Origin of the sequence: Methylobacterium brachiatum (assembly GCF_900113845.1) — a bacterium.
GTDB classification, from domain to species: domain Bacteria; phylum Pseudomonadota; class Alphaproteobacteria; order Rhizobiales; family Beijerinckiaceae; genus Methylobacterium; species Methylobacterium brachiatum.
Genome location: NZ_FOQW01000008.1, coordinates 263685 through 275407, shown reverse-complemented (window position 1 = coordinate 275407; position 11723 = coordinate 263685). Strand labels below are relative to the sequence as shown.

The window sequence follows — 11723 nt, the reverse complement described above, 5'->3', positions numbered from 1 at the left end:
CCGAGATCGGCACCCTGTCCAACAAGGCCGTGGCCAAGCTCGCCGGGCTGGCGCCCATCGCCAACGACAGCGGCCGGCGCGCCGGCAAGCGCCCGGTGCGCGGCGGCCGCGCGGGCGTGCGCGGCGTCCTGTTCGTCGTCGCCGAGATCGTGCGCCGGTACGAGCCTGACTTCGCCGACCTCCACCATCGGTTGAGCCAGGCCGGAAAGCCCAAAAAGCTCATCCGCGTCGCGCTCGCCCGCAAGCTGCTCGTGCGCCTCAACGCAAAGGCCCGCGATATCCGACGCGACCTCGCAATCGCCCCTTGACCCGACAGACAGTCGCTCTCCCCCCCTGCTGCGCAGGGTACCCTCCCCCGCAGAGGGGGGAGGGAGAGATGCGCGGAGCCGGCCACCGCCGCCATGGCCGAGCCGGGACATGCCTGACGCCCGCGGCCGGTCCGATCAGGCGAGCCCGTCGCCCTCCCCTTCGCCCGGCGGTGCGAGGGCGATGCGCGTGGCGCAAGCTTTGCGGGGCGGACAAGTGCGCGCAGGCGTCTGGCGAAGTGGCCTCACGGTCTGTAGATTAATGTCCGCTGGCCCAGACGCCGCTCCCGGCAGGGTCGTGACAGGATCGGTATTGGGGGCCGGCGACGCCCGCTCCAATCGAGGGATCGGTTCGACGCACATGACACAGGTCCCCCTGCAGGGCACCGCGATATCGACGACGCTTCAACGGCCGGCGTGCTTGGCGATCACGGCCTCCGGTTCGCGCGCCCCGGGCGGCGACGACCGGTCCAACACCGCGATCATCACCCGCACCAAGCCGAAGACCAAGAAGCCGAGCCTGTACCGGGTACTCCTTCTGAACGACGACTATACGCCGATGGAATTCGTCGTGCTGGTGGTCGAACGTTTCTTCAACAAGAGCCACGAGGACGCCTACCACATCATGATGCACGTGCATCAGAACGGGGTCGGTGAGTGTGGGGTCTTCACCTACGAGGTGGCGGAGACCAAGGTGACGCAGGTCATGGACTTCGCGCGCAAACACCAACATCCTCTCCAGTGCGTTATGGAAAAGAAATAGGCGCCGTTCGCGGTAGGCACCCACACAGAGGCCAGCTTTGCCAAGCTTCTCACGCAGCCTAGAACAAGCCCTCCACCGAGCCCTGGCGCTCGCTGGCGAGCGACGGCACGAATACGCGACGCTGGAGCATCTCCTGCTCGCCCTTGTGGATGACCAGGATGCGGCCGCTGTCATGCGCGCCTGCAACGTCGAGATCGACACGCTCAAGCGCAGCCTGGTCGACTACGTCGACACCGAGCTCTCGAACCTGACCGGCGACGGACGCCAGGACGCCAAGCCGACGGCCGGCTTCCAGCGCGTGATCCAGCGCGCGGTGATCCATGTCCAGTCCTCAGGCCGCGAGGAGGTCACCGGCGCCAACGTGCTGGTGGCGATCTTCGCCGAGCGCGAGAGCCACGCCGCCTACTTCCTGCAAGAGCAGGACATGACCCGCTACGACGCGGTGAACTACATCAGCCACGGCATCGCCAAGCGCCCCGGCGCGTCCGAGGCGAAGCCCGTGCGCGGTGCCGAGGAGGAAGGCGCCGCCGAGCGCCCGAGCGACGAGGGCGATCCCCGCGGCGGCGCGAAGAAGAAGGGCGACGCGCTGGACGCCTACTGCGTCAACCTCAACAAGAAGGCCCGGGACGGCAAGATCGACCCGCTGATCGGCCGCCATTCCGAGGTCGAGCGCACGATCCAGGTGCTCTGCCGCCGCCAGAAGAACAACCCGCTGCTGGTGGGCGACCCCGGCGTCGGCAAGACCGCGATCGCGGAAGGGCTCGCCCGCAAGATCATCCAGCACGAGGTGCCGGAGGTTTTGGCGGACGCCACCGTGTTCTCCCTCGACATGGGCACGCTGCTGGCCGGCACCCGCTACCGGGGCGACTTCGAGGAGCGCCTCAAGCAGGTGATGAAGGAGATCGAGGCGCACCCGAACGCGATCATGTTCATCGACGAGATCCACACGGTGATCGGCGCCGGTGCGACCTCGGGCGGCGCCATGGACGCGTCGAACCTGCTCAAGCCGGCGCTGGCCTCGGGCACCCTGCGCTGCATCGGCTCGACCACCTACAAGGAGTACCGCCAGTACTTCGAGAAGGACCGCGCCCTGGTGCGCCGCTTCCAGAAGATCGACGTCAACGAGCCGTCGATCCCGGACACGATCGAGATCGTGAAGGGCCTGCGCCCGTATTTCGAGGAGTTCCACAAGCTCAAGTACACGACCGAGGCCGTGAAGGCCGCGGTGGAGCTGTCGGCCCGCTACATCAACGACCGCAAGCTGCCCGACAAGGCGATCGACGTGATCGACGAGACCGGCGCCTCGCAGATGCTGGTGCCGGAGGCGCGCCGCAAGCGCACCATCGGGATCAAGGAGATCGAGGCGACCATCGCCACGATGGCCCGCATCCCGCCCAAGACCGTGTCGAAGGACGACGCGGTGGTGCTCCAGCACCTCACCGAGAACCTGAAGCGGGTGGTCTACGGCCAGCCGAGCGCCATCGAGGCGCTGACCTCGGCGATCAAGCTGGCGCGCGCCGGCCTGCGCGACCCGGACAAGCCGATCGGCTCGTACCTGTTCGCGGGGCCGACCGGCGTCGGCAAGACCGAGGCCGCCAAGCAGCTCGCCGCGTCGCTGGGCGTCGAGATGCTGCGGTTCGACATGTCGGAATACATGGAGCGCCACACGGTCAGCCGCCTGATCGGCGCGCCCCCCGGCTATGTCGGCTTCGACCAGGGCGGCCTGCTCACCGACGGGATCGACCAGCACCCGCATTGCGTGCTGCTGCTCGACGAGATCGAGAAGGCCCACCCGGACCTCTTCAACATCCTGTTGCAGGTGATGGACCACGGCAAGCTCACCGACCACAACGGCAAGCAGGTCGATTTCCGCAACGTCATCATCATCATGACGTCGAACGCGGGCGCCTCGGACCTGGCGAAATCGGCCTACGGCTTCACCCAGGCCAAGCGGACGGGCGACGACGTCGAGGCGATCAACCGGCTGTTCGCGCCGGAATTCCGCAACCGCCTCGACGCGATCATCTCGTTCGGTCACCTGCCGAAGGAGGTTGTGGCCAAGGTCGTCGACAAGTTCGTCCTCCAGCTCGAGGCGCAGCTCGCCGACCGCAACGTCACGATCGAGCTCTCGGACGAGGCTCGGGCCTGGCTCGTGGAGCATGGCTACGACGACGCGATGGGCGCCCGCCCGATGGCGCGGCTGATCCAGTCGACCATCAAGACGCCGCTCGCCGACGAGGTCCTGTTCGGCAAGCTCAAGGATGGCGGTGCCGTCCGGGTGGTGGTGCGCAAGCCCGAGGATGAGGAAGCCAAGGCCGGCGCCAAGGACAGCCTCGGCTTCGACTTCCCGGCCGGACCGGTCACGCCGAAGCCGGAGGCGGACGTCACCAACGCGGCCAAGCGGCACAAGCGGGCCAAGCCCCGCGCGGCCACGCGCAAGAAGACGCCGAAGGACGACAAGGGCGGCGGGGGTGGTGGCGGCTCGGGCGGCGGCGTCCGCACCGTGCCGAAGGTGCCACTCGTCCGCGCATAAGGGCGCGCACGCCGGCCGGCAGGCTTCCGGACAACGGCCTGCCGGTCTATGACCGCCGCGACGCGAACGCGCCGCGGTGAGGGGGCGCCTGATGACAGAAGACCTGCACGAGGGGCCTCTATCCCCCGTCACGCATCCTGCGCCTGCCCAGAAGCTGACCCGGCGCGAGGAGCGCCGTCGGCGCCGCCAACGGCGTCGCCGCGGTGAGGAGGTTCTGGCCTGGGTGCTGGTGCCGCTGATCTGCGTCGGGATCTATCTCGGTGTGAATGCCGGCTTCGACTTCTTCGGGACCTCGCCGGGCCAGGTCTGGGACCAGCTGATGCAGGTCAAGACCATGATGGAGAAGCGCTCCGGTACGCAGGGCGCGCGCGGCTAGCGCATCCGGGATCGGCGCGGGCGGCCCGCCCGCCCTGGGACGGGTCCCGGTCAAAAACAGCATCCGAGCGGGTACGCCATGAGTCCGACCCGACGCACGATCCTGGCCTCGGCCGTTCTGGCGGCACCGGCCCTGCGGGCGGCGGCGCGGGGCGGAACCGTGGTCGTCATCGGGGCCGGCGCGGCCGGGTTGGCGGCGGCATCGGCGCTGCGGGCGGCCGGACAGGATTTCCTGCTGATCGAGGCGCGGGACCGGATCGGCGGCCGCGCCTTCACCGATCGGTCGCTCGGCCCGGATTGCCGCTTCGATGCCGGTGCCGAGTACATCCACTGGGCCGAGCGCAATCCCTGGGCGCCGGTGGCGCGGGCTGCCGGCGTGCGCTTCGCGCAGGAAGGCGGCTGGGCGCGCACGCTGACCATCAATGGAAGGCCGGCGACCGAGGCCGAGAATGCCAGCCGGCGCGCCGGCTTCTCCGGACTCGACGCCCTGCTGGCGCCGAAGGGCGGCGACACCTCGCTGGCCGAGGCGGCCCGGGCCGGCGGCCCGAACGCCGAGCTGGCGGCGGCCGGGCTGAGCCGACTGTCGCTCGGCGAGGATCCCGAGCGGGTCTCGGCGGTGGATTACGATCGGCTCTGGTCCGGCACCGACCTCTGGATCGACGGCTACGGCGACCTCGTGGCGCGGCACTTCGCCGATCTGCCGGTGCGGCTCGGCTGTCCGGTCCGGGCGATCGACTGGTCGGACAGGATCGTCCGGATCGAGACCGCGGACGGCACCCTCGCGGCGGCGGCCGTGATCGTCACGGCGCCGGTGGGGGTGCTGAAAGCCGGTGCGATCAGGTTCACGCCGCGCCTGCCCGATCCCGCGGAGGCGGCGCTGGATGGCCTTCACATGGGCGCCTACACCAAGATCGGTCTGCGCCTCGACCCCGCGAAGGTCGACCCGGCGGCCCTGGGCGATGCGGTGTCGGTGTTCACCGGCGGCCCGACCTTGTATTTCGAGATGGGCCCGTTCGGCCGCGCCATCGCGGTGGCCAATCTCGGCGGGGACCTCGCCCGGGACCTGTGCCGGGCGGGCGAGCCGGCGGCCATTGCGCTCGCCACCGAGCGGCTCGGTTCGATCCTGGGGTCGAAGGCGCAGGGTGCGGTCCAGGCCGGACGGCTCGCCGGCTGGTGGACGGATCCCCATGCCCGCGGCTCGTATTCGATCGTCGCGCCCGGCCACGCGGAGGCCCGTGACCGCCTGCGCGATCCGGTCGGCGAGCGGGTGTTCTTCGCCGGCGAGGCCTTGGCCGGCGGCGGTGCGATGACGGTGGGCGGCGCCACCCTCGACGGCGCGCGTGCGGCGCGTGACGTGTTGAAGGTGCTGGGCGTCTAGTCCCGCTTACGGATCGCCGCCACCGCCAGGGGCGCGTCCCGGCCCCGCAGCGAATGGGCGCCGAGATCCTCGGCGATCAGGTCGGGCGGCAAAGGGCCGATCCGGTTGAGGAGATCGGCCGAGACGAGGACGTGCACGCCGAGGCTCTTCGACAGGCTCTCCAGCCGGGCGGTGGTGTTCACGACATCGCCGAAATACGCGATCTTGTGACGCTCGAGCCCGACCTCGGCCGTGACCACCGACCCGCAATGCAGGGCGGCGCGGAATTCCGGGACCTGCCCGAAGCGCTGGGTCCAGGCCTCGGATTCGGCGGCGAGCCGGGCGGCGAAATCGAAGACGCAACGCAGGCAGGCCGCATCCCGGATGCCCCGCTCGATCGTCCAGGTGACCAGGGCCATGTCGCCGATATAATCGTCGATCGAGCCCCGCGCGTGCGAGACCGGCAGCGCCAGGGCGTTGAACACCTGCCCGAGATAGGCCTGCGCCGCTTGGTCGCCGTGGCGGTCGGCGAAGCGGGTCGAGCCAGTCACGTCGAGGAACAGGAAGATCCGCTCCTCGCTGATCGGACGATGGTAGCGGCCGATCAGCAGGTTGGCGAAGACGCCCGGGCCGATCAGGTCGCGCACGCGGAACACGAAAACCACCACGGCCGAGATCGCGAGCGCGTAGAGCAGGCCCGATTGCGACATCAGCATCGCGTTCCGCTCGCTGTACATGAAGCGGAACAGGCGGTTCAGCACCGTGCTCGCGAGCGCGTTGCCGACGACAATCATCGCGATGTAGAGCGCCACGGTGGCGAGCAGGAACAGCGGCGTCGCGAGATGGCGCACCCGCTCGCGCATCCGCGGCCACAGGAGCCGGCGCTCGTAGAGCAGGATCGGCGTGCCGATGATCGCGCCGCGGATCGCCGAGCCGAGCAGCGGACCGACCGGAAAGATCGATCCGTAGAGCAGGCCGGCCAGGGCGCCGAGCCCCGGGGCCACGAGATAGAACCAGCGTGGGCTGAAACGCATCCGGGCGTCCTCACCCACGCGCCGGTTCGCGGCGCCGATGTCAGTCTTGCCGGAGCGCGTGGACCGAGAACAACCCCTCCGGGTCGGTCCAGACCTGGACCCAGGTCCAGCCGGCCCGCTCCACGAGCGCCCGGAAGGTCTCGACCGTGTACTTGTAGCTGCTCTCGGTGTGAATCGTCTCGCCGGCCGCGAACGCGAAGGTCTCGGACCCGATCGCCACCTCCTGCGCGCCGTCCGAGACGAGATGCATCTCGATCCGCGACGCGTCCGCGTTGAACACGGCGCGATGGGAGAAGGCGTCGAGATCGAAGCGTCCGGCGAGTTCCCGGTTGATCCGGGTCAGCAGGTTGAGGTTGAAGGCCGCGGTGACGCCCGCGGAATCGTCGTAGGCCCGCTCCAGGATCGCGGCGTCCTTCACGAGGTCGACGCCCACGATCATGTGCGCCCCTTCCCCGAGGATCCGCCCGAACCGACGCAGCAGCTCCTCAGCCTCGCTCGGCTCGAAATTCCCGATGGTCGAGCCCGGGAAGAAACCGGCCCGGGGCATGCCGGCGAGGCTCTCGGGCAGATCGAAGTCGCGGGTGAAATCGGCCACCACCGGCTCGACCCGCAGATGCGGAAAATCGCCGCTCAGCACCTCCGCCTGGGACCGCAGGAACTCGCCGGAGACGTCCACCGGCACGTAGGCGGCGAGCTTGTCGAGGTGGCGCAGCAGGCGCCGCAGCTTGTTGGTCGAGCCGCTGCCGAATTCGACCAGCGCGGCCCGGGCCGGCAGCAAAGCGGCCATCTCCGGGCCGCTGCGATCGAGGATGCCGATCTCGGTGCGGGTCGGGTAATATTCCGGCAGCCGCGTGATCGCCTCGAACAGGTCGGACCCGGCGGAATCGTAGAAGTATTTCGGCGACAGCGCCTTCTGCGTCTTCGCGAGGCCGTCCTGCACGTCGGCGAGGAAGGCGAGTTCGGGTGTGTCCAGGGCGACCGGGGTCGCGTCGGAAAAGTTGGGCTTGACGGTCAAGGGAGGCTCCGGGGCGCGTCAGGCGGCGTCGGCGAGGCGCAGGCCGGTGAACTGCCAGCGCTGATGCGGATAGAAGAAGTTGCGGTAGGGCAGCCTCGCATGGCCTTCGGGCGTGGCGACGGACGAGCCGCGCAGCACGAACTGGCTGACCATGAACTTGCCGTTGTATTCGCCCAGGGCCCCCGGCAACGGCCGGTAGCCCGGATAGGCCGCGTAGGCGCTGCGGGTCCATTGCCAGACCAGGCCGAACGCGTCCGGCAGGGCACCGTCCCGGGCCGCGACCTCCCATTCGAACTCGGTCGGCAGGGTCCGGCCGGCCCAGCGGGCATAGGCGTCCGCTTCGTAGTAGCTAATGTGGGTGACTGGCGCGTCGAGCTCCACGGGCCGGATGCCGCCGAGGGTCATCGTCGCCCAGCCCTCCCCGTCCCGGCGCCAGTAGCCCGGCGCCTCCCAGCCCTCGGCCTGGCCGGCATACCAGCCGTCCGAGAGCCACAGCTCGGGCTTGGCGTAGCCCCCGGCCTCTATGAAGGCGAGCCATTCGCGGTTGGTCACCAGCGCCTTGTCGATCCGGCCCGGCAGGATCAGCGCCTCGTGGCGGGGCGACTCGTTGTCGAACGAGAAGCCGTCGCCCTCGTGCCCGATCCAGGCGATGCCGCGGGGGAGCTGGGCCTGGCCGCTCTGCCCCGAAGCCGCCGGAAAGCGCCACGCGGACTCGTAGACCGGCCCGAGCGGGTTCTGCGCGAAGGCGTGCAGGATGTCGGTGAGCAGAAGCTCCTGGTGCTGCTGCTCGTGATAGAGCCCGATCTCCAGGATCGGCAGGACCGCCTCCAGGGCGCTTTCGGCGGCCTGGCCGAGCAGCGATTCGACCGCCCGGTCGACATGCGCCCGGTAGGCGCTCACCTCGGCCATGGTCGGGCGGGTGATCATGCCCCGCTGGATGCGCGGTTGCCGCGGGCCGGCCGCCACGTAATACGAGTTGAACAGGTAGTGCAGGCGCTCGTCGTAGATGGCGTAGCCCGGCAGGTGCTCGCGCAGCAGGAACTGCTCGAAGAACCACGTCACATGCGCCCGGTGCCACTTGGTCGGGCTGGCATCGGCCATCGACTGGACCTGCTGGTCCTCCGCCGAGAGCGGCGCGGCCCTGCGCTCGGTCTCGCTGCGGACATGCCGGTAGGCGGCGATCCAGGCGGCCCGGTCGACCGGCCGGGCCGTCACGGGGGGCGGCGGGAACGCCGCTGCAGTTTGCGCGCGCGTGTCGCCGGAGCGGAGTGCCGCCGTCGCTGCCATGCGGATCTTCCCCTATTGATGCGTCTCCTGGAACCGTCTTGTCGGCGCCAGGCTTGGTCGCAGAAGATATGTCCCTGCCGAGGTCAGACAACCTCCGCTGGCGAATCCGCCTGCGCTCGGGCTCACCGGCCCCTTCGCAGCCGCGGGCCCGGGGGTTAACGGGGAGAACGAAAGGTCGCGGGTCTTTCTTGCGCCGCAGTGAGGAGGCCTTAACCCTCGGCACCGAGATTCGAGGCGCTGAGTGCGGAGTCCAGAATTTCCATGCGGATCGATCTGATGGCCGGGGCCAGCCTGTCCGCCGCGGCATTCCACGTCTCGCCCGAGCCGACCATCCTGGTCTTCGACTCGGGTCTCGGCGGCCTCACCGTCCTGGATGCCGTGCGCCGGGCCCGCCCCGATGGGCGCTACGTCTACGCCGCTGACGACGCCGCCTTTCCGTATGGCCGGCTCGCCGAGGCCGCCCTGGTCGCCCGGGTGCTGGCCGTCATGGAGCAGCTTCTCGAGACGCACCGGCCCGACCTCGTCGTGATCGCCTGCAACACCGCCTCGACCCTGGTCCTGCCGGCCCTGCGCCAGCGCTTCGCGACGCCGTTCGTCGGCGTGGTGCCGCCGATCAAGCCGGCCGCCGCGGCGACGCGCTCGGGCCTGATCTCCCTGCTGGCCACCCCCGGCACGGTGGCGCGCTCCTACACCCACGACCTGATCGCGACCTATGCCGGGTCCTGCGCGGTCACCCTGGTCGGCTCGCCGAACCTCGCCGGCTTTGCCGAGGCCGAGCTCGCCGGCACGCCGATCGACGACGCGGCCCTGGCGGCCGAGATCGCCCCCTGCTTCGTCACCGATCCCGACGGACGGCGCACCGACGTGGTCTGCCTCGCCTGCACCCATTATCCGCTGCTGCTGGCGCGCCTCGAAGCCCTCGCGCCCTGGCCGGTGACCTGGATCGACCCGGCTCCGGCCATCGCCCGCCGCGTCGTCCAGCTGATCGGCCCGGCCCGGCGGAACGCGGACCATGACGGATCCGTGCACGGCGCCTTCACGGCCGGCATCTCGCTGTCCGCACCGCTGCGCGCATCCCTGGCCGCCCGGGGGATCGGCGAGATCGCCGTCGAGGCGATGCCGCTCACGATGCAGTAGCCGGTCGCGGACGGGTTGCCGGCGGGCAGATCCTGCCTGTTCGGCGCGCGAAATCAATAATCCGCTCTTGCATAATCTGCCGACACGGTCTTTGATCGGTTCGGCCGAGCGGATGTATTGATTTCTGGGGAGTCGTATGGCTCTGCGAACGGCGCTGCTTGTTGCAACACTGATGGGCATCGCGCAGCCGCCCGGCTCAGCTCTGGCGTGCGGCGACGGCGAGGCCCCGACCGCCTGCGATGACCCGAGCCCGAACGGTTTCGCGTCCTGGATGCTCGGGCGCGTCGCCCAAGCGCTGCGGGCCGACCCCGCCGGGGCGTTGGCCGACTTCACCGCGGGGACGCGCGGCTTCCGCACCGCCGACACCTACGTGTTCTGTGTCGGGCCGGACGGGATCATGACCGCCCACCCCAACCCGATCCTGAAGGGTCACGACGTCCGCGACCTGCACGACAGGACCGGCAACCACTTCATCCAGACCATGCTCGGGACGGCCAAGCCCGGTCAGATCGCGGTGATCCATTACCTGTTCCCGAAGCCGGGCAGCACAGTCGAGGAGTCGAAGACCACCTATTACACCAGGGCCGGCGACCAGATGTGCGCGGTGGGGGTCTACGATACCGATCAGGCGGCGCCCGCGGCGGCGACGCCGGATGGCCGGGTCGCCCAGCTGCGGCAGACGCTCGATGAAAAGATCCCGAGCCAGGCGCGGGCGGACTGGATCGCCTTCCTGGAAGCGCTCAACGCGCAGGGCGATGCGAAGGCGGCGGCCATCGCGCAGGCGCGGCGCGATATCCGGGCCGCCACGGCCGCGCTGGATTCCGCGGGCCTGCGAACGGCGGGAGCCGATTAGGCGGCCGGGTCCGGATGTCCGCGCGTGAGTCTGGCGCAACTGCTGCCGCTGACGGAGGCGGCGACCTTCACCGCCGGTTGCATGGTGCTGCGCTCGGCGCGGATCGATCCCGAGCGCGTCGCGAACGTCCTGCTCCCCGCGGCCGCCATCCTGGCGGCCATCCTGCTGATCGGGCTGACGCCGACGGAGTTCGCCGACGCCGTGTTCTCCCTGGACCCGGGTGCGTTATGGCCGCCGCTCCCCTGACGGGCGGCGCGGGCGGTGCCGGGGGCCGGCTACCCGGTGGTCGTGACGGCGCCGCCCGCCTGACCGGCGGCTTCGGCCTCGGCCGGCACGATCAGGTGGACGAACAGCATCCCGGCGGCGACGATCAGCGCGAGCGCCAGGATCCGCCACAGCTCCATGATCGGCTCTTGGGTCGTGGTCTCGATCTCGCGCGGCATCGCTTGCGTATCCCTGTTTCGCGGTCGGTCCTGCGGACTGGGCCTCGGCCCGTCGAAGAAAGCACGGTTCGCCGGAGGTCTTGAGCGGCTTCCGGCCGCTCCAGGGGACACCTGCAAGATGAACGCTTCGTAAATCATACAACCGGCATTGCCGATGTGAGCCGGGCGTCCGTCTCCGAGATGCGCAGGCTCCCGGTACCGGGCGGCTGCCCGGTGTGATCGGAACACCCGGCCATGCACGATCCGTCAGGCGAGGCCGACGGATACTGATGAATGTGCAAAATAATCCGCGTTGCCCAGGTTTTGCCGCAATTTAGATCAGACATCGTGCCTATAAGAGGATAGATCGATCGGGAGAGCCAGATGTTCGAGAGTCTCTTCTGGGGTGCCGCGATCATCGCCCTGGTCGGATCGGCCGCGCTGGTCGCGATCGGAGCCGCCGTGCAACCGCGGATCATCCAGAAGGATGATTTGGCATCCGGCATCCTGGACCCGCGCAGGCGGTTCGGGCGCAAGCGGCGCTGGCGCCGCCCATCCCGCGTCGCGCAGCGCCTCGGCTCACTCCCGCTGCGGTAGGCGATGCGCTTTGCGGCATCGAACAGTGAACCTGCCTGCACGAAA

13 protein-coding genes are annotated in these 11723 nt (G+C 69.7%); 9 read left to right on the top strand and 4 right to left on the bottom strand.

The annotated features are described in order from the left end of the window. The 5 genes from BMZ47_RS12820 to BMZ47_RS12800 form a co-directional block, all read left to right on the top strand. A partial coding sequence (locus BMZ47_RS12820) for a transposase (RefSeq protein ID WP_139220976.1) occupies window positions 1–308 on the top strand: 308 nt, incomplete at its 5' end. 358 nt (window positions 309–666) lie between these two features. Further along, window positions 667–1068 carry an ATP-dependent Clp protease adapter ClpS gene (clpS, locus tag BMZ47_RS12815; protein ID WP_208601045.1) on the top strand — a complete coding sequence of 134 codons (402 nt, stop codon included), beginning with the start codon at window positions 667–669 and terminating at the stop codon, window positions 1066–1068. Window positions 1069–1105: 37 nt separating this feature from the next. Further along, complete coding sequence (clpA, locus tag BMZ47_RS12810; protein WP_007566911.1) at window positions 1106–3601, top strand: ATP-dependent Clp protease ATP-binding subunit ClpA; 2496 nt, start codon at window positions 1106–1108, stop codon at window positions 3599–3601. A 91-nt stretch (window positions 3602–3692) separates the two neighbouring features. Beyond that, complete coding sequence (locus BMZ47_RS12805) at window positions 3693–3977, top strand: hypothetical protein (protein WP_007566909.1); 285 nt, start codon at window positions 3693–3695, stop codon at window positions 3975–3977. Between the two features lie 78 nt (window positions 3978–4055). Next, on the top strand, window positions 4056–5354 hold the full coding sequence (locus BMZ47_RS12800) for a flavin monoamine oxidase family protein (protein ID WP_091862652.1): 1299 nt from the start codon (window positions 4056–4058) through the stop codon (window positions 5352–5354). On the opposite strand, the gene BMZ47_RS12795 is transcribed toward BMZ47_RS12800, so the two are convergent. Genes BMZ47_RS12795 through egtB form a run of 3 tightly spaced genes read right to left on the bottom strand, consistent with a single transcriptional unit; the run spans window position 5351 to window position 8669 of the window. Then, complete coding sequence (locus BMZ47_RS12795) at window positions 5351–6367, bottom strand: adenylate/guanylate cyclase domain-containing protein (RefSeq protein ID WP_091862649.1); 1017 nt, start codon at window positions 6365–6367, stop codon at window positions 5351–5353. The genes BMZ47_RS12800 and BMZ47_RS12795 overlap by 4 nt on opposite strands. Before the next feature lie 40 nt (window positions 6368–6407). Continuing rightward, window positions 6408–7382 (bottom strand): L-histidine N(alpha)-methyltransferase, encoded by a 975-nt coding sequence (egtD, locus tag BMZ47_RS12790; RefSeq protein WP_091862646.1) that lies wholly within the window; start codon window positions 7380–7382, stop codon window positions 6408–6410. An 18-nt stretch (window positions 7383–7400) separates the two neighbouring features. Next, a complete protein-coding gene (egtB, locus tag BMZ47_RS12785) occupies window positions 7401–8669 on the bottom strand; it encodes an ergothioneine biosynthesis protein EgtB (protein ID WP_091862643.1) in 1269 nt (422 codons plus the stop codon). A 261-nt stretch (window positions 8670–8930) separates the two neighbouring features. Here egtB and murI point away from each other — a divergent pair, with 261 nt between their 5' ends. From murI to BMZ47_RS12770, 3 genes are all read left to right on the top strand, one after another. Continuing rightward, on the top strand, window positions 8931–9806 hold the full coding sequence (gene murI, locus BMZ47_RS12780; protein ID WP_091862641.1) for a glutamate racemase: 876 nt from the start codon (window positions 8931–8933) through the stop codon (window positions 9804–9806). A 136-nt stretch (window positions 9807–9942) separates the two neighbouring features. After that, the gene (locus BMZ47_RS12775; RefSeq protein ID WP_091862635.1) at window positions 9943–10659 is read left to right on the top strand and encodes a cache domain-containing protein; all 717 of its coding nucleotides are present in this window, start codon (window positions 9943–9945) and stop codon (window positions 10657–10659) included. A gap of 24 nt (window positions 10660–10683) precedes the next feature. Further along, window positions 10684–10905, top strand: a complete 222-nt coding sequence (locus BMZ47_RS12770) for a hypothetical protein (RefSeq protein WP_091862633.1) — start codon at window positions 10684–10686, stop codon at window positions 10903–10905. Between the two features lie 29 nt (window positions 10906–10934). Here the strand turns inward: BMZ47_RS12770 and BMZ47_RS28570 are convergent, their stop codons facing one another. Beyond that, window positions 10935–11102: a hypothetical protein gene (locus tag BMZ47_RS28570; RefSeq protein WP_167369039.1), complete on the bottom strand. Its 168-nt coding sequence runs from the start codon at window positions 11100–11102 to the stop codon at window positions 10935–10937. A 363-nt stretch (window positions 11103–11465) separates the two neighbouring features. Here BMZ47_RS28570 and BMZ47_RS12765 point away from each other — a divergent pair, with 363 nt between their 5' ends. After that, entirely contained in the window at window positions 11466–11678 is a 213-nt protein-coding gene (locus tag BMZ47_RS12765; protein ID WP_007566892.1) for a hypothetical protein, read from the top strand. The last annotated feature ends 45 nt before the right edge of the window (window positions 11679–11723 follow it).